15 protein-coding genes are annotated in these 16,619 nt (G+C 72.9%); 10 read left to right on the plus strand and 5 right to left on the minus strand.

Annotated elements, in window-relative coordinates; all coding sequences use genetic code 11:
• Positions 1–162: 162 nt before the first annotated feature.
• Positions 163–1,413, minus strand: coding sequence for a hypothetical protein (locus NJC10_RS06680; RefSeq protein ID WP_319075430.1), 1,251 nt, complete (start codon positions 1,411–1,413; stop codon positions 163–165).
• 167 nt (positions 1,414–1,580) lie between these two features.
• On the opposite strand from NJC10_RS06680, the gene NJC10_RS06685 reads away from it, so the two are divergent.
• A complete protein-coding gene (locus NJC10_RS06685) occupies positions 1,581–2,030 on the plus strand; it encodes a DUF3151 domain-containing protein (RefSeq protein WP_248116422.1) in 450 nt (149 codons plus the stop codon).
• A gap of 37 nt (positions 2,031–2,067) precedes the next feature.
• Positions 2,068–2,709 (plus strand): thymidine kinase, encoded by a 642-nt coding sequence (locus tag NJC10_RS06690; protein WP_248116424.1) that lies wholly within the window; start codon positions 2,068–2,070, stop codon positions 2,707–2,709.
• A 30-nt stretch (positions 2,710–2,739) separates the two neighbouring features.
• Here the strand turns inward: NJC10_RS06690 and NJC10_RS06695 are convergent, their stop codons facing one another.
• Positions 2,740–3,009, minus strand: a complete 270-nt coding sequence (locus tag NJC10_RS06695; protein ID WP_319075432.1) for a hypothetical protein — start codon at positions 3,007–3,009, stop codon at positions 2,740–2,742.
• A gap of 329 nt (positions 3,010–3,338) precedes the next feature.
• On the opposite strand from NJC10_RS06695, the gene NJC10_RS06700 reads away from it, so the two are divergent.
• The 3 genes from NJC10_RS06700 (at position 3,339) to NJC10_RS06710 (ending at position 6,448) form a co-directional block, all read left to right on the plus strand.
• Positions 3,339–3,542, plus strand: coding sequence for a hypothetical protein (locus NJC10_RS06700; protein ID WP_319075433.1), 204 nt, complete (start codon positions 3,339–3,341; stop codon positions 3,540–3,542).
• A gap of 186 nt (positions 3,543–3,728) precedes the next feature.
• Positions 3,729–5,021, plus strand: a complete 1,293-nt coding sequence (bioB, locus tag NJC10_RS06705; RefSeq protein ID WP_319075435.1) for a biotin synthase BioB — start codon at positions 3,729–3,731, stop codon at positions 5,019–5,021.
• A 137-nt stretch (positions 5,022–5,158) separates the two neighbouring features.
• Entirely contained in the window at positions 5,159–6,448 is a 1,290-nt protein-coding gene (locus NJC10_RS06710) for an adenylosuccinate synthase (protein ID WP_319075436.1), read from the plus strand.
• A 113-nt stretch (positions 6,449–6,561) separates the two neighbouring features.
• On the opposite strand, the gene NJC10_RS06715 is transcribed toward NJC10_RS06710, so the two are convergent.
• Complete coding sequence (locus NJC10_RS06715; protein WP_319075437.1) at positions 6,562–7,071, minus strand: hypothetical protein; 510 nt, start codon at positions 7,069–7,071, stop codon at positions 6,562–6,564.
• Positions 7,072–7,278: 207 nt separating this feature from the next.
• A complete protein-coding gene (locus NJC10_RS06720; RefSeq protein ID WP_319075439.1) occupies positions 7,279–9,504 on the minus strand; it encodes a catalase in 2,226 nt (741 codons plus the stop codon).
• 110 nt (positions 9,505–9,614) lie between these two features.
• Here NJC10_RS06720 and NJC10_RS06725 point away from each other — a divergent pair, with 110 nt between their 5' ends.
• Both NJC10_RS06725 and NJC10_RS06730 read left to right on the plus strand, forming a co-directional pair.
• Complete coding sequence (locus tag NJC10_RS06725; RefSeq protein WP_248116438.1) at positions 9,615–10,421, plus strand: carbon-nitrogen hydrolase family protein; 807 nt, start codon at positions 9,615–9,617, stop codon at positions 10,419–10,421.
• A 123-nt stretch (positions 10,422–10,544) separates the two neighbouring features.
• Positions 10,545–11,120, plus strand: a complete 576-nt coding sequence (locus tag NJC10_RS06730) for a hypothetical protein (RefSeq protein WP_248116440.1) — start codon at positions 10,545–10,547, stop codon at positions 11,118–11,120.
• A 216-nt stretch (positions 11,121–11,336) separates the two neighbouring features.
• Here NJC10_RS06730 and NJC10_RS06735 read toward each other — a convergent pair whose 3' ends face one another.
• Positions 11,337–11,987, minus strand: a complete 651-nt coding sequence (locus NJC10_RS06735; RefSeq protein WP_298710530.1) for an IclR family transcriptional regulator — start codon at positions 11,985–11,987, stop codon at positions 11,337–11,339.
• A 149-nt stretch (positions 11,988–12,136) separates the two neighbouring features.
• On the opposite strand from NJC10_RS06735, the gene hutU reads away from it, so the two are divergent.
• The 3 genes from hutU (at position 12,137) to hutI (ending at position 16,570) form a co-directional block, all read left to right on the plus strand.
• Positions 12,137–13,834, plus strand: a complete 1,698-nt coding sequence (gene hutU, locus NJC10_RS06740; RefSeq protein WP_298710863.1) for a urocanate hydratase — start codon at positions 12,137–12,139, stop codon at positions 13,832–13,834.
• Between the two features lie 97 nt (positions 13,835–13,931).
• Positions 13,932–15,308 carry a YjiH family protein gene (locus tag NJC10_RS06745; RefSeq protein ID WP_319075442.1) on the plus strand — a complete coding sequence of 459 codons (1,377 nt, stop codon included), beginning with the start codon at positions 13,932–13,934 and terminating at the stop codon, positions 15,306–15,308.
• Between the two features lie 56 nt (positions 15,309–15,364).
• On the plus strand, positions 15,365–16,570 hold the full coding sequence (gene hutI, locus NJC10_RS06750; RefSeq protein ID WP_298986439.1) for an imidazolonepropionase: 1,206 nt from the start codon (positions 15,365–15,367) through the stop codon (positions 16,568–16,570).
• Positions 16,571–16,619: the final 49 nt, after the last annotated feature.

Consider the following 16,619-nt stretch of genomic DNA (forward strand, 5'->3'; position numbering starts at 1 on the left):
GCGTGGCCCTGGCCGCGCAGAACCTCGGCGCCGCGGGACGCACCATCGGCTGACCCGCACCGCCGCCGACGACGCCGGCCGGCCGCCTCCCGAAGGAGGGGGTCGGCCGGCGTCGTCGGTGAGGGCGGGGCAACCGGGGCGGGGTGCCCCCGGGTCTCAGGCTCAGTCGGGGATGCTGGGGGACTGTGCCGGCGAGGCGGCCGTGGAGGCGGCGGGCTCCGCGGAGGGATCCCCCGTCCCCTCAGCGGGGGTGGCCGAGGGCGAGGCGGCGCTCTCCGCGGCGGCGGCCGCACTCGAGGAGGCCGCGGCGGCGGCCGCCGCACCCTGGAACGGGCGGGGCGGCTGGCCCGGGGCCACGGGGCCCGGGGCGCCCTCGGGGCGGTCGATCGTGGACTGGTCCGTGAGCTGGTCCTCGGGGATCCGCCCGGTGGGCAGCGCGCGGGCCGCCTGGAGGGACTCCTCGTCCATCTGCGCGTCCAGGAAGAACGGGGAGCTCTTCTGGATGATCTCGCGGTAGTGCGAGGGGTCCTTCAGCACGGTGTCCGCGAGGTGGTCGCGGGCCTGGGTGACCACGGTCGTGCTCTGGGCGACGGGGGAGTCCTCCACCTGGGTGAGGCCGTCGTTGGCGTCGCCGTAGCCCTCCATGGCGCCGAAGATGACGGAGACCATCTCGGTGCCGTCCTCGGTGCAGGCCCACCCGGTGCGCTGGGGAAGCAGGGGTGCGCCGTCCTGGCCGCCCACCATGCCCGGACGCAGCAGCGCGAGCAGGCCCTTGCCTGAGGCCTCGTCGAAGGAGTACTCGTCGGCCACGGCGGCGGGCTCGGGCCGGCACCAGTCGAGGCGCTCGCCGTCGAGGTTGTGCTGGTAGCTCACGGTGACCACGGGCATGCCGGTGCTGCGCTTCGAGTCGCCCTGGTAGACGCAGGACAGGAACTCGTGGGTGGCGTCGCGCGAGGCGTACTGGTCCACGAAGCCGATGGCCGACGGATTCGGGATGTGGGTGGCGACGGCGTCCATGGTCCGCTGGTCCAGCACGTCCCGCGTGCAGTTCATGACGGCGACGGTGTTGTTCTTCGCGGCGGCCACAGACTGCCAGCCGCCGGAGGCGGCGCCGTCCTTGATGCCGGGGCCCACGGTCTGCAGGGCCTCGCGGGGCTCGGGGCGGCGCGTCCCCTCCGCGGCGGCCGAAGCCCTGGCGGCGGCCACGCGGGACGCGGCGGCGGCGGCCGGGTCCGTGGGGGTGGGGTCCGCGGTGGAGGCGGCGCCGGTGGCGGACGCGGACGCCGTGGGGCTGGGCGACGGGGTGGTGCCGCCCGACTCTCCGCCCGCGGCACAGCCGGCCAGGACGAGCGCGAGGGCGGCGGTGCCGGCGGCCGCGGCGGCGCGGCGACGCGGGGACTCGGGGTAGGACATGGCGTGGGCTCCTTCGACGGCATCGCGGGCCGGGCGCGCGGAGAGATGCCTCCCGGCCGGATGCTCGCCCTACGGTACCGGACCGCTGGATAGACTCGCGGGCGAGACCGCTCCGCGCGGTGACCCCACGCGGAACGCCCGAGGCACCCGAGGAAGAGGAGCACCGCATGTCCGAGTCCCTGATCGGCCGCAACCTGATGGAGCCCGCGGCCACGCGGCTGCCGGAGGAGCCGGAGGTGCTCGCCCGGCTCGAGGCGGGCGACCTCCCGGAGGACATCGTGCCCGTGGCCCCCACCTCCTCCCTCGTGTGGGCGCTCATGGCCGAGGACGCCTGGAGCGAGGGCCGTGCCGTGGACTCCTACGCGTATGCCCGCGTGGGCTACCACCGCGGCCTGGACGCTCTGCGCAAGGCCGGCTGGCGCGGTGCGGGCCCCGTGCCGTGGAGCCATGAGCCGAACCGCGGCTTCCTCCTGAGCCTGTACTCCCTCGGCCGCGCGGCCGCAGGCATCGGCGAGTCCGAGGAGGTCGAGCGCATCCGCACCTTCCTGCGCGACTCGGACCCCACGGCCGCCGAGCAGATCGAGGCCTCCCAGCAGGGCGGGGCCGCGCGGGCCTGAGGCCGGCGTGAGGCACTCCAGGGACGCCGACGACGACGTGGCCAAGCTCTACTTCCGCTACGGGGCGATGAACTCCGGCAAGTCCACGGGACTGCTGCAGGCGGCCTTCAACTACCAGGAGCGCGGCCAGCGCGTGCTGCTGGCGAAGCCGGCGGTCGACACGAAGGGCGACGCGCGGATCCTCTCCCGCCTGGGCGTCTCGAGCCCGGTGGACTTCGTGATCCCGTCGGGCGCCGACGTCGTGGAGCTATTCCGCCGGCACGCCGCCGGCGACGACCCGGACGCGCTCCTGGACCACGTGGACGCGGCGCCCGTGGCGTGCCTGCTCGTGGACGAGGCGCAGTTCCTCGAGCCGCGCCAGGTGGACGACCTCCTGCGCATCGCGGTGCTGGAGGGCGTGCCGGTGATGGCCTACGGCATCCGCACGGACTTCCGTACGCACTCGTTCCCCGGCTCCGCCCGCCTGCTGGAGGTGGCGCACTCCCTCGAGGAGCTCAAGACCATCTGCCGCTGCGGGCGCAAGGCCGTCTTCAACACCCGCAAGGTGGTGGACGCCGCCACGGGCGCCGGGCGCTTCGTGTTCGAGGGGGACCAGGTGGCCATCGACGGCGTCGAGGTCACCTACGAGTCGCTGTGCGCGGCGTGCTACCTGGACGAGTCGGGCGGCCGGCTGGGCTGACGTTGGAGCCTGGCGGGACGGGCGACCCCGTCACCGCGGCCGGTAGTCCTCGCGCACCGCCCGCTGGATGGCCTCGATCCGCTCGCCCGTCCACTCCTGCCCGAGCACGGCCGCCCAGTAGGGGGTCAGGCCGGGCTGGGAGGGGCGGGAGAGGAGCTGGCCGCGGCGGGGCCCGCCGGTGGGGGACGACGGCGGCGCGGGCGGGTACGCGACACGCTCGCCCGCGCGCTCGGGCCACCTCCACCAGGGTCGCCGAGGAGCGGGAGGGCGGGGGCGCTGGAGCTCGACGTCGGTCGACACGGGGTCAGCTTAGAGAGGGGCCGGGGCGGGAACGTGAACGGCGCGCGTCGTCTGACGGTCGACGGCCGGTGTCGTGCGACTCCTTCGAGTGGTCATCCCGCACTCGTCTCCTGAGGGCCGCCTGGCGGAGGCGGCCCGCGCTCTGGAGGCAGCTCTGGCGGCGGGGGCTCACGGAGGGGCGGTGACGCATCGCCCGGGGTGGAGTGCCGGCGCCGCCCCCGCACCCGCCACCTTGATGGCAGGCTGAGCTCGGCGGCGTCGCCGCCTCCGGTGGCACCCGCCGTTGCTCGGGTGCGCCCGACCCGACCGAACCCCGTGAGGACCGCCCCATGACCGCCGCACCGGACTCCACCGACGTCAACGGCCTGCCTCCGGAGCCCGCGCTCCCGGACCCGGCGGACTTCGACCTCGATGAGGACTGCTGCCTCGGCGGCTGCTGCGAGAAGGGCGCGGCCTATCGTGCCGCCCTGGACGCGGTGGAGCAGGCGAGGATCGTGCGGGCTGCGGCCGTGCGCGACGCCCGCGCGCGGTGACGATCGCCCCGTCCTGGTCGCGACGTCGTTCTCAGCGCCCTCCCGTCTCGTGCCGGAAGGCGCGCGGGCGGCGCCCGTTCCGGGCGGGCAGGAGTGGTTCCTGAACACCGTTCACTGAACACTGTTAGAGTATTGGCCGTCACTCCCACCGACGGGGCCGCGCCCCGCCCATCGAATGAGGCCCGCATGACCGCCACGCAGGACGCCCCCACCGCCGACGACGTCGCCGGGGCCATCCACGGCTCCCCGTCCGGCGCCGATCCCGCCGCCCCGCTCGACTACGACGCGCTCGTCGCCCGCGTCGACGCCGGCCACCGCCTCACCGCGGAGGAGGCCGTCGCTGTGCTGGACGCCCCGGACGCGGACACGTTCCGCATCGTCGCGGCGGCCTCGCGCCTGCGCGAGAAGCACTTCGGCCGCACGGTCAAGGTCAACTACCTGGTCAGCCTCAAGACCGGCCTCTGCCCGGAGAACTGCACCTACTGCTCCCAGCGTCTCGGCACCGAGGCCGAGATCCTGCGCTACACGTGGCTCAAGCCGGAGGAGGCCGTCCGCCAGGCGGGCCTGGGCATCGCCGGCGGCGCCTCGCGCGTGTGCATGGTCGCCTCCGGCACCGGCCCCACGGACCGCGACGTCGACCGCGTGGCCGGCATGGTCGGCGACCTCAAGGCCCAGCACCCGGACGTCGAGGTGTGCGCGTGCCTCGGCTTCCTCAAGGACGGCCAGGCCGAGAAGCTCAAGGACGCCGGCGTCGACGCCTACAACCACAACCTCAACACGGCCGAGTCCCACTACGAGTCCATCTGCACCTCCCACACCTACGAGCAGCGCGTGGACACCGTGCAGCGTGCCGGCGCCGCCGGCCTGTCCTCCTGCAGCGGCCTGATCGCGGGCATGGGGGAGACGCACGAGCAGCTCGTCGAGGCCGTCCTCGCGCTCCGCGACCTGGACTCCGACTCCATCCCCGTCAACTTCCTCATGCCCTTCGACGGCACACCACTGCAGGGCCATCAGCAGCTCACGCCGCTCGAGTGCCTCCGGATCCTCGCCATGGTCCGCCTGGCGTGCCCGGACAAGGAGCTGCGCATCGCCGGCGGCCGCGAGATGCACCTGCGCTCCCTGCAGCCGGTCGGCCTGCAGGTGGCCAACTCGATCTTCCTCGGCGACTACCTCACCTCCGAGGGCCAGGACGCCGAGGCGGACCTGCAGATGATCGCCGACGCCGGCTACACCGTGCTCGGCGCAGACACGGCCGCGGCCCCGGGGGCGGACGACGCCGCCGCCTCCTCCTCCGGCGGCTGCTGCGGCTCCGGCGGGTGCGGAGGAGAGGGCGAGCCGACCGCGGAGGCGGGCGCCGACGTCGTGATCCCGGACGAGCCGATGCCGGACATCGCGGACCCGGCGGCGGGCGGCCCTGCCGCGCCCAAGCCCGAGCTGCGCCGCCGCGGTGCAGGCACGGACGCCCCGGCGAACGCCTGAGCCGTCCGCGCTCCAGCGACATGACAGCGGTGCCGTTCGGCGGAGGTGCCGCTGAGGCGCGGTCGCCCCCGGGGCCGTGTCCTGGCCCACTGTTAGACTCCGGGGGTATCTGCCCGCGAGCCAGAAGTGAGTGAGAAATGCCAGCCATCGCGATCGTCGGCGCCCAGTGGGGCGACGAGGGCAAGGGCAAGGCCACGGATCTGCTGGGCGGCCGCGTGGACTACGTGGTCAAGCCCAACGGCGGCAACAACGCCGGCCACACGGTGGTGGTGAACGGCGAGAAGTTCGAGCTCAAGCTCCTTCCCGCCGGCATCCTCTCGCCCAACGCGGTGCCCGTGATCGGCAACGGCGTGGTGGTGAACCTGGAGGCGCTGTTCGAGGAGATCGACGGGCTCGAGGCCCGCGGCCACTCGTGCGACCACCTGCTGATCTCGGCGAACGCGCACCTCGTGGCGCCGTACCACCAGACGATGGACAAGGTCACCGAGCGCTTCCTCGGCAAGCGTGCCATCGGCACCACGGGACGCGGCATCGGCCCGGCCTACATGGACAAGGTGGCCCGCCTCGGCATCCGCGTGCAGGACATCTTCGACGAGTCCATCCTGCGCCAGAAGATCGAGGGCGCCCTGCGGCAGAAGAACGAGCTCCTGGTGAAGCTCTACAACCGCCGCGACGTGACCGTGGACGAGATCGCCGAGTACTTCCTGGGCTACGCGGAGCGCCTGCGCCCCATGGTGGTGGACTCCGTGAACCTGCTCAACGACGCCCTGGACGAGGGCAGGGTCGTGCTGATGGAGGGCGGCCAGGCCACCTTCCTGGACGTGGACCACGGCACCTACCCGTTCGTCACCTCCTCCAACCCGACGGCGGGCGGCGCGTCCGTGGGCGCGGGCATCGGGCCGACCCGCTTCTCGCGGACCATCGGGATCGTGAAGGCGTACACCACGCGCGTGGGCGCCGGCCCGTTCCCCACCGAGCTCTTCGACGAGATGGGCGAGCAGCTGCGCACCACCGGCGGCGAGTTCGGCGTGAACACCGGGCGCCCGCGCCGCACCGGCTGGTACGACGCCGTCCTGGCCCACTACGCCGCGCGCGTCAACGGGTTCACGGACTACTTCCTCACCAAGCTGGACGTGCTCACGGGCATCGAGAAGATCCCGGTGTGCGTGGCCTACGACGTCGACGGCGTGCGCCACGACCGCATGCCCATGACGCAGACCGAGTTCCACCACGCGAAGCCGATCTTCGAGCACTTCGACGGCTGGACCGAGGACATCTCGAGCGCGCGGACGCTCGAGGACCTGCCGGAGAACGCTCGGGCCTACGTGCTCGCCCTGGAGAAGCTCTCCGGCTGCCGCATCTCGGCGATCGGCGTCGGCCCGGGCCGCGATCAGGTGGTGCAGATCCGGGACCTGATCGAGGACTGAGCCCGGCCACTGCGCCGGCTTCCTGGTGAGGACACGCCCTCAACCGCCCGATTCAGGGCACCGTGACGGTGTGTCCTCACCAGTACGTGGGTACGGGCGTGCGCCCCCGGGCGTCAGCCGAGGGGGCCGGGGACGAGGACCTCGTCGCGCACCCCGCAGGAGGCGACGGCGTCCCGCACGTCCCGGGGGAGGTCCGCGGAGGGGACCATGCCGCCGGTGAAGCCGGTGGCGACGTCGGCCTTGACGATCCGGCCGCCGCCGGTGTCCACGGCGACCACCCGCCCGTTCTCGAGCACGACGGACGCCTCGGGCAGGGCGATCAGCGTCGGCCGCCGATCACTGGCCGCCACCTGAGGGTCCGGCAGCACGGCGAGGCACCCCTGAGCGGTGAGGCCCAGGGGACCGGAAAACAACGCGCTCGACTGCCCCTCGGGCTGCTCCCATGGTCTCTCCGCGCTCAACCAGCGGACGCCCTCGGCCTCCTGGAGGCTCACGCGGGGCACGTTCGCGTCCATGAGGGAGCATCCGATGAGGGCGACGGCGCCGCCGGCGGCGAGGGCCGTCGTCGTCAACGGGCGCGAGGCGCGAGCGGCGGAGGCGAGGGAGCGGTGCGGGTCGTTCATGGTGGTGTCCTCGGGTGATGGCGATCGGGGCGGTCGCGGATGAGGGCCACCCTAGGGCACTCCCCACCCGGTTGCTTTCGAGCGTGAAGAGGGCGCTGTATCGCGTTCAGAAGTGGCCATTCCCTCCTTTCCACGCTCGAAAGCGCGGGCGGACATGCCGAGGGGGCGGGGACCACACGGCCCCCGCCCCCTCGTCCTGCAGCCGGGTCAGTCGGCCAGGCGGCCGGTCGTCGGGAAGCGCTCCCACACGCGGTGCGCGGGCATGAGCTCCTTCAGCTGGGCGACGGCATCGTCGCCGCCGTCCACCGCGAGCACGCCCGGGGTGCCGGTCAGGCCGAGCTCGTCCAGCACGGTCGCGCCCTCGCCGACGGCCACGACGGCCTTGGCGTGGCGCCAGGCCTCCTGCACCAGCTTGGCGACGCGCGGGTCCACGGCGTCCGGGGCGTCGGCGGCGGCCTTCGCGTCCAGGCCGTGCTGGGCGTCCACCGCGGGCGGGGTGGCGCCGAGCACCACCACGGCGTCCAGCTCGACCGAGGCGGCGGTGAGGTAGGCGCGCTGCGCCACGACCTCGCCGGCCACAGGGCCGCCCTTGGGGGCGATCACGAGCGGCACCATGCCGGCGTCGTGGACGCCCTGCACAGCGTCGCCGAGCACCTTCTCGTCCACCTGCGGGCCCACCACGAGGCCCACCTGGCGGCCGTCCAGCGGCCAGGTCTGACCGATCTGGGACAGCGCCGGAGAGGGCTGCACGTCCGCGGGGGCCTCGGCCGGCTCCGGGACCTCGAGGCCCAGGCCGTCCGCCACGGTCTTCGCCAGGCGGGCGTCGATCGCGGCGAGGGCGCGCAGCTGACGCACGCGGATGGTCTCCTCGTAGCACTTGGCCAGCTCGAACGTGTATGCCTGGGCCACGTGCTCGCGCTCCACCTCGGAGAGGGAGAGGAAGAAGAGGCGGGCCTGGGAGAAGTGGTCGTCGAAGGAGGCGGCGTGGCCGCGCACCTTCTCCGCCGAGGCCTCGATCGGCTGCGGGTGGTCGATGAACGGGCGTCCGTCCGCCGGGGTTTCGAACGGCACGCCGCCGTCCAGGGAGTTCGGGCGGTACGGGGCCACGCCGCGGTGCACGGCGGTCTGGTGCATGCCGTCGCGCAGCATGTCGTTGACCGGGGCGTGCGGGCGGTTGATGGGCAGCTGGGTCCAGTTCGGCCCGCCGAGGCGGGAGAGCTGGGTGTCCAGGTAGGAGAACAGGCGGCCCTGCAGCAGCGGGTCGTTGGTGACGTCGATGCCCGGGACCAGGTTGGCCGGGTTGAAGGCCACCTGCTCGGTCTCCGCGAAGTAGTTCGAGGGGTTCGCGTTCAGGGTCATGCGGCCGATCGGCTGCACGGGGGCGAGCTCCTCGGGGACCAGCTTGGTGGGGTCGAGCAGGTCGATGCCCTCGAACATCTGCTCCTCGTTGTCCTCGAACACCTGCACGCCGAGCTCCCACTCGGGGAACGCGCCGGCCTCGATGGCGTCGGCGAGGTCGCGGCGGTGGAAGTCCGGGTCCGCGCCGTTGGCGATCAGCGCCTCCTCCCAGGTCACCGAGTGCACGCCGAGGACGGGCTTCCAGTGGAACTTGACCAGCACGGTGGAGCCGTCCGCCGCGATGAGGCGGAAGGTGTGGATGCCGAAGCCCTCCATGGTGCGGTACGAGCGCGGGATGCCGCGGTCGGACATGTTCCAGATGGTGTGGTGCTGCGCCTCGGTGTGCAGGGAGACGAAGTCCCAGAACGTGTCGTGCGCGGACTGGGCCTGGGGGATCTCCCGGTCCGGGTGCGGCTTCACGGAGTGCACGACGTCCGGGAACTTGATCGCGTCCTGCACGAAGAACACCGGCATGTTGTTGCCCACGAGGTCCCAGGTGCCCTCGTCGGTGTAGAACTTCGTGGCGAAGCCGCGGGTGTCGCGGGCCAGGTCCATCGAGCCGCGCGAGCCGGCCACGGTGGAGAAGCGCACGAAGACCGGGGTCTCCTTGTCCTTGGCGAACACGCCGGCCTGGGTGATCTTGGCGGCGGTGCCGTAGCCGCGGAACACGCCGTGGGCGCCCGCGCCGCGGGCGTGGACCACGCGCTCCGGAATGCGCTCGTGGTCGAAGTGGCTGATCTTCTCGCGCAGGTGGTGGTCCTGCAGGAGGGTCGGGCCGCGGCGGCCGGCCTTGAGGGAGTGGTCCGAGTCCGCCAGGCGCACGCCGTGCGCGGTGGTCAGGAACTGGCCGCCCTGGGCGACGGCGGCCGGATCGGCGCCGGTGGCCTGGCCGGTGGGGGACACCGTGGCGGGGCCCTTCTGGTCCGGGGCGGGGACCGCGACGGGGGCGTCCGGCGAGGTCTGCGCCGTCGGCTCCATCAGCTCGGGCGTGAGGGGCCCGGGGGTGCCGGGAATGGGGGGCTGCTTCGAGGTCATGATCGTTGCCTTCCGTGTCGACGGTCCCGCGCGGCTGCGCGCGGGCGAGGTCTGCCCTCCCAGCGTGGACCCCCCCTGTGGGTGCTGACCAGTCGTGGCAGGCTGGGTGCATGAGGATCAGCGTGGGACAGTTCGGGCCGGGGGCCCGGGTCGAGCAGAACCTGGCCGCCGCCGGACGGCTCGCCGAGCGCGCCGCCGCGGAGGGCGCGGGGCTGCTCGTGCTCCCGGAGGAGGCCATGCTCGCCGCCCGGGCGACGTCGGAGGCGGACTTCCCCGGCGCCGTCGCGGCTGCGTGGGGGCCCTTCGCCGAGGGGCTGGCGGGGCTCGCCCGCGAGCACGGCCTGGCGGTCATCGCGGGCGGCTACGAGCCGAGCGGATCCGACCGCCCGTACAACACCCTCCTCGCCGTGGACGCGGCGGGTGCCGTGGCCGGCTCCTACCGCAAGCTGCACCTCTACGACGCCTTCGCGCACCGCGAGTCGGACCGCATCACCCCGGGTGACGGCGGAACCGCCGTCGTCCAGCTGGCCGGCCTGCGGGTGGGCCTGCAGACCTGCTACGACCTGCGCTTCCCCGAGGTGTCACGGGCCCTCGCGCTCGCGGGAGCGGACGTGATCGCCACCCCCGCCGCGTGGTTCTCCGGCGAGCACAAGGTGGACCACTGGCAGACGCTCCTGAAGGCGCGCGCCGTGGAGAACACGGTGTGGGTGGCGGCGGCGGACACGTGCGCCCCGGACTCGTCCGCGAGCGGGGGCACCGTGGGCCACTCGGCGGTGATCGATCCGCTCGCGCTCACCGTGGCGGCCTTGACCGACGAGCCCGAGGCCGTGGCCACCGCCGATGTGACCCGCGAACGGATCGACCAGGTGCGGGAGTTCCTCCCCGTGCTCGCCAATCGACGCGCGGACGTCCTCTGACGGTCCGCGTTACCCCTTTGCCTGGGAGCACGCCTAAAATCAGCTCAGACGTGCATCCACGCGGGCGCCCCCCCCGGCGCTCGGAACGCGCCCCGTGCGACGGGGAGGAACGGGAGTATCCACATGAACACCGCCCAGAACCCCGCCCACGGCGCCACCGCCGTCGAAGCCCGCGCCGGCCGCACGGAGCCCGTGCGCCCGGTCCGCCACGCCACCGTGGACGAGACCATGATCGAGCCGACCCGTCCCGTGGACGGCTGGGGCTTCGCCAACCGCGTGATGATCGCCGCGGCGGTGCTGACCATCGCCTTCATGATCGCCCGCGTGGTGCTCTTCCCCGAGGCCGGCACCGCTGCGGTGCGGGACCTGAACCTGGAGCAGAACGGCTTCCTCCCGTCCACCGGCGAGACCGGCCGCGGGTGGGTCGTCACCCTGCAGTCCGTCATGTTCGGCCTCGTGGGCGGCGCCCTCACCGCCGCGTTCGGCTACGGGATCGTCCTCATGATGGGGGGCGCGGCCCGCTCCGCGGCCCGCTACGTGATCGGCGGCGTGATCGGCGGCCTGATCGCCGCCGCGCTCCTCCTGATGGTCTTCTCGAACACGGCGGTCGAGTCCATCGGCTTCCACGTCTTCTGGCTGCTTCCGCTGGGCGGCCTGATCGGCGGCCTCTGGGCGGGGCTCACCTCCGCGCGTCGCTGACCCACGACGGCGGTCCTCCCGTGCACGCCCGGCACGGGCGGTCAGAGGACCGCCGGACGGAACCAAGGCCCCGAGGCCCGGCATCGCGCCGGCCCTCGGGGCCTTGGTCCGTCATCACTCGCACCGTCATCACTCGCACCTTGATGAGGTGCCTTCAGCGTAGGAGCCGAGGGTGGGTAATCCAGGGGAGCCGCCTGTGGTTTGGCTGGGAACGGTTCAGTCGCCGGAGAGCACGCGCGCGATGCGCGCCGTGGCGGCCACCAGGGCCCGGCCGCAGCGCTCGGCCAGCTCGTCCGTGCACCGGTAGTCGGGCACCAGGGTGCTGAGCGCCCCCACGACGGCGCCCCGCACCACGACGGGGGAGGTCAGGGCGGTGACGTCCGGCTCCACGGAGTGGGTGCGCTGCGTGTACTCCCCGGCGGGCACCTCTCCCCGGAAGGCGCGGCCCACGGCGCTCTCCGCGAGCGGCACCGTGCGGCCCACCCAGTTGGTGTGCCGGACCGAGTGGGTGCCCTCCACGATCGCGATGTAGAGCGCGGTCTCGCCCGGACCGTGGATCGCCAGGTACACGGACTCGCCGGTCCCGGCGACCACCTCCTCCATCGCGTCACGCGAGAGGGCCACGAGCGGTTCCCGCGTGAAGGCCCGGGCGCCGATCTGGAGGAGACGCGGTCCGGGGCGGTACTGGGCGTCGTCGTCGCGGGCCACGAGTCCCGCGCTCTCGAGGCTGCGCAGGAGGCGCAGCGCCGTGGAGGGGGGGAGGTCGGCGGTCCGCGCCGCCTCCGAGAGACTCAGGGGCGCCTCCTCGGTGACGGCCGCGAGCAGCTCGAGCGCGCGGTCCACGGTGCGAGTCGATGCGGTGGCCATGAAGGGGAGAGTACTGCCCGGCACGCCGAGGGGGCTTGCATGTGTCGATGCTCACTGTTTCAATGGGTGACAACACGTTGCCGCTCAACGGCAAGCCTGGGGAGTCCCCCTCGGCGACGCCGCGCACCGCCTTCTCGAGAGGAACCACCATGGCCGAGGGCTTCACCCAGCACGATCCGTCCCGCACCATCCGCGCCGACCGCGGCACCGAGCTCTCCGCCAAGTCCTGGCAGACCGAGGCTCCCCTGCGCATGCTGATGAACAACCTGGACCCGGAGGTCGCCGAGCGCCCCGAGGACCTGGTCGTCTACGGCGGCACCGGCCGCGCCGCCCGCTCGTGGGAGGCGTTCGACGCGATCGTCGAGACCCTCAAGGACCTCGAGGACGACGAGACGCTGCTCGTGCAGTCCGGCAAGCCCGTGGGCGTCATCCGCACCAACACGTGGGCGCCGCGCGTGCTGATCGCCAACTCCAACCTCGTGGGCGACTGGGCCAACTGGAAGGAGTTCCGCAAGCTCGAGGCCGAGGGCCTCATGATGTACGGCCAGATGACCGCCGGCTCGTGGATCTACATCGCCACCCAGGGCATCCTGCAGGGCACCTACGAGACCTTCGCCGCGATCGGCCGCAAGAAGTACGACGGCACGCTCAAGAACACCCTGACCCTCACCGGCGGCTGCGGCGGCATGGGCGGCGCCCAGCCCCTGGCCGTGACCCTCAACGGCGGCGTCTGCCTGATCGTGGACGTCTCCGAGGAGCGCCTGCGCCGCCGCATGGGCAAGCGCTACCTCGACGAGGTGGAGACCGACATCGACAAGGCGATCGAGCGCGTCATGCAGGCCAAGCGCGACGGCGAGGCCGTCTCCGTGGGCCTCGTGGGCAACGCCGCCGAGGTCTTCCCCGAGCTGCTCGAGCGCCAGAAGGCCGGCGAGGTCGAGATCGACATCGTGACGGACCAGACCTCCGCCCACGACCCGCTCTCCTACCTCCCGCTGGAGTACACCGTGGAGGAGTGGCAGGCCGAGGCCGAGGCCGACGCGGACACGTTCACCAAGAAGGCCCAGGAGTCCATGGCCCGCCAGGTCGAGGCCATGGTCGGCTTCCAGGACATCGGCGCCGAGGTCTTCGACTACGGCAACTCCATCCGCGACGAGGCCCGCAAGGCCGGCTACTCCCGCGCGTTCGAGTTCCCGGGCTTCGTCCCGGCCTACATCCGCCCGCTCTTCTGCGAGGGCCTCGGCCCGTTCCGCTGGGTGGCGCTCTCCGGCGACCCGGAGGACATCCGCGTCACCGACGAGGCCCTGAAGGAGCTCTTCCCCGAGAACGAGCACCTGCACCGCTGGCTGGACGGCGCCGCCGAGTTCGTGGAGTTCGAGGGCCTGCCGGCGCGCATCTGCTGGCTCGGCTACGGCGAGCGCCACAAGGCCGGCCTGCTCTTCAACCAGCTCGTGGCCGAGGGCAAGGTGAAGGCCCCGATCGTGATCGGCCGTGACCACCTGGACTCCGGCTCCGTGGCGTCCCCGTACCGCGAGACCGAGTCCATGCTGGACGGCTCCGACGCGATCGCCGACTGGCCGCTGCTCAACGCCCTGACCGCCACCTCCTCCGGTGCCACGTGGGTCTCCATCCACCACGGCGGCGGCGTGGGCATCGGCCGCTCCATCCACGCCGGCCAGGTGGGCGTGGCGGACGGCACCGAACTGGCCGCGGCCAAGCTCGAGGCCCTGCTGACCAACGACCCGGCCATGGGCGTCTTCCGCCACGTGGACTCCGGCTACTCCCGGGCCGCCGAAGTCGCCGCCGAGCGCGGCGTGCGCGTGCCCATGGAGGCGAAGATCCGCGACTGAGCGGGTCTCGGCGCGGGCGGCAGCCGCCGCCCGCGCACCTGAAGAAGCGGCCCGGGCGGGCATGACCGCTCGGGCCGCTCGGTGAAAGGACACCACGATGGCGCAGGCCCATCCCGGAGACGCAGAGCTGCATACGAACACGACGGCGATGGCCGCCATCCGCAACGACGATCCCCGCCCTCCCGCGCGGTGGCGCATGCTGGTGTACTCGGCGATCGGCGTCTTCATGTTCTTCGTGCCGATCACCATCGACGGGGTCAGCACCATCCCCCTCGACCACATGGTGACCTGGGTCCGCAGGATCCTGGGACCGGCCGAGCGCTTCGTGGGCCTGGCCATCATCGCGGCCGGCGCGGTGTACCCGTTCGCGACCGGCCGGTGGCGCCAGGGCCCCATGCGGATGACCTTCGCCTTCCTCGCGGTGCTGGGCTTCGCCACCGCGAGCATGGTGGTGTTCGGCTTCGGCCCGAGCTGGATCCTGGACAAGGCCATCGGCCCGTTCCTGCTGGACAAGCTCGTGGTCCCGGTCGGGCTGATCGTGCCCATCGGCTCCGTCTTCCTCGCGCTGGTCATCGGATACGGACTCATGGAGTTCGTGGGCGTGTACCTGCGCCCGGCCATGCGGCCGATCTGGAAGGTGCCCGGCCGTGCGGCCGTGGACGCCGTGGCCTCGTTCGTGGGCAGCTACGCCCTCGGACTGCTTCTGACGAACCGCATGTACCGCGGCGGCCGGTACACGGCGAAGGAGGCGGCCATCATCGCCGTCGGCTTCTCCACGGTGTCCGCGACCTTCATGGTGATCGTGGCCCGCACGCTCGGTCTCATGGACGTGTGGCTCTGGTACTTCTTCGGCACCCTCGTGGTGACATTCCTCGTCACCGCCATCACCGTGCGCATCCCCCCGCTGAGCCGCATCCCGGACGAGGTCCACCCCGGCGTCGAGCACCATCCGGAGCAGCCCGTCACGGCCGACCGCTTCAGCGTCGCGCGCCGGGCCGCGGAGCAGACGCTCGCCGAGGCTCCGTCGCTGGGGCGCAATGTGTGGCTCAACTTCCGCGACGGTCTCGTGATGGTCATGCAGATCCTGCCGTCCATCATGTCCGTGGGCCTGATCGCGCTGCTGCTGGCCACCCATACCCCGGTCTTCACGTGGGTGGGCTACCTCTTCTTCCCGCTCTTCGCCCTCCTCGGCTTCTCGGACCCGGGCCTGTTGGCCACGGCGTCCGCCACCTCCATCGCCGAGATGTTCATCCCGGCCACCATGGCGGCGGGCCACGAGGACTTCGTGGCGCGCTTCGTGATCGGTGTGATCTGCGTGTCCGCGATCATCTTCTTCTCGGCGGTGGTCCCGGCCATCCTCGCCACGGACATCCCCGTGAAGCTCTGGCACCTCGTGGTCGTCTGGGCGGAGCGTGTGATCCTCACGATCCTGCTCGCCACCCCGGTGGCCCATCTCGTCGCCGCCCTGACCTGACATCCTGGGAACGTCGCTCCTCCGTCTCCCTCGCCCGCCCGCTCCGAAAGGCCCCCATGCGCTCCACGCTCCTCACCGACATCGCCGAGCTGACCACCGTCGACCCCGAGGGCCGGGTCCTGGCGGACGCCGCCGTCGTGGTGGAGGACGAGCGGATCGCGTGGATCGGCGCCGCCGCCGAGGCCCCCGGGGCCGACGAGCGCGTGTCCGTGGGCGGGCGTGCCGTGCTGCCCGGCTGGGTGGACTCGCACACCCACCTCGTGTTCGACGGCGACCGCTCGGCCGAGTTCGAGGCCCGCATGGCCGGGGAGTCCTACGCCGCCGGCGGCATCGGCGTGACCACGTCGGCCACGCGGGAGGCCTCCGACGAGCGTCTGCGCGCGCTGGTCGCCGGGCGTGTGGCGGACGCCGTCGCCGGCGGCACCACCTACCTCGAGACGAAGACCGGCTACGGCCTCTCCGTCCAGGAGGAGGCCCGTCACGCGCGCCTGCTCTCGGAGCTGAAGGCCGAGGGGCAGATCGACGAGGTGACGTTCCTCGGCGCCCACCTGGTGCCGAAGGGCCGCGAGGCGGAGGACTACCTCGACGACGTCGTCGGCCCCATGCTGGACGCCGTGCGCGAGCACGTGGGCTGGATCGACGTCTTCTGCGACAAGGGCGCCTTCGACGCCGCGCAGACCCGCCGCGTGCTCGAGGCGGGCACCGCCGCGGGCCTGCGCGTGCGCCTGCACGGCAACCAGATCGAGGAGGGCCCCGGCGTCGGCCTGGCCGTCGAGTTCGGCGCCGCCTCCGTGGACCACGTGAACTTCCTCGCCGACGCGGACGTCGAGGCGCTGGCCGGCACGTGGGGCGACTGGGACCGCGCGTCGGCCGCCGGCACCCCCGGCACCGTGGCCGGCTGCCTGCCCGCGTGCGACCTCTCCACCCGCGCCCCCCTGGCCCCGGCCCGCCGCCTGCTGGACGCCGGGATCGAGATCGCGCTGGCCTCCAACTGCAACCCCGGCACGAGCTACACCACGTCCATGAACTTCAACGTGGCCACCGCGGTGCTGCAGATGGGCCTCACGCTGGCCGAGGCGCTGCGGGCCGCGACGCTCGGCGGCGCGATCGGCCTGCGCGCGCAGGACCGCGTGGGCAGCCTCGAGGTCGGCAAGCGCGCGGACCTCCACGTGCTCGACGCCCCCGCCGCCATCCACCTCGCCTACCGCCCCGGCATGCCGCTCACCCACGCGGTGTGGCGGGCCGGCCGGCGCGTCGTCTGAGGTCGCCCACCCCGTACGATCACCGCCGGGACCACCCGCCCGGTGACGC

It is taken from the genome of Micrococcus sp. M4NT, from assembly GCF_033790745.1.
Taxonomy (GTDB): domain Bacteria; phylum Actinomycetota; class Actinomycetes; order Actinomycetales; family Micrococcaceae; genus Micrococcus.

Bases quoted from the DNA above. Each gene is read 5' to 3' on its own strand.
- NJC10_RS06680 (WP_319075430.1), bottom strand. From the start codon at position 1,413: ATGTCCTACCCCGAGTCCCCGCGTCGCCGCGCCGCCGCGGCCGCCGGC.
- NJC10_RS06685 (WP_248116422.1), top strand. From the start codon at position 1,581: ATGTCCGAGTCCCTGATCGGCCGCAACCTGATGGAGCCCGCGGCCACG.
- NJC10_RS06700 (WP_319075433.1), top strand. From the start codon at position 3,339: ATGACCGCCGCACCGGACTCCACCGACGTCAACGGCCTGCCTCCGGAG.
- bioB (WP_319075435.1), top strand. From the start codon at position 3,729: ATGACCGCCACGCAGGACGCCCCCACCGCCGACGACGTCGCCGGGGCC.
- NJC10_RS06710 (WP_319075436.1), top strand. From the start codon at position 5,159: ATGCCAGCCATCGCGATCGTCGGCGCCCAGTGGGGCGACGAGGGCAAG.
- NJC10_RS06715 (WP_319075437.1), bottom strand. From the start codon at position 7,071: ATGAACGACCCGCACCGCTCCCTCGCCTCCGCCGCTCGCGCCTCGCGC.
- NJC10_RS06720 (WP_319075439.1), bottom strand. From the start codon at position 9,504: ATGACCTCGAAGCAGCCCCCCATTCCCGGCACCCCCGGGCCCCTCACG.
- NJC10_RS06725 (WP_248116438.1), top strand. From the start codon at position 9,615: ATGAGGATCAGCGTGGGACAGTTCGGGCCGGGGGCCCGGGTCGAGCAG.
- NJC10_RS06730 (WP_248116440.1), top strand. From the start codon at position 10,545: ATGAACACCGCCCAGAACCCCGCCCACGGCGCCACCGCCGTCGAAGCC.
- NJC10_RS06735 (WP_298710530.1), bottom strand. From the start codon at position 11,987: ATGGCCACCGCATCGACTCGCACCGTGGACCGCGCGCTCGAGCTGCTC.
- hutU (WP_298710863.1), top strand. From the start codon at position 12,137: ATGGCCGAGGGCTTCACCCAGCACGATCCGTCCCGCACCATCCGCGCC.
- NJC10_RS06745 (WP_319075442.1), top strand. From the start codon at position 13,932: ATGGCGCAGGCCCATCCCGGAGACGCAGAGCTGCATACGAACACGACG.
- hutI (WP_298986439.1), top strand. From the start codon at position 15,365: ATGCGCTCCACGCTCCTCACCGACATCGCCGAGCTGACCACCGTCGAC.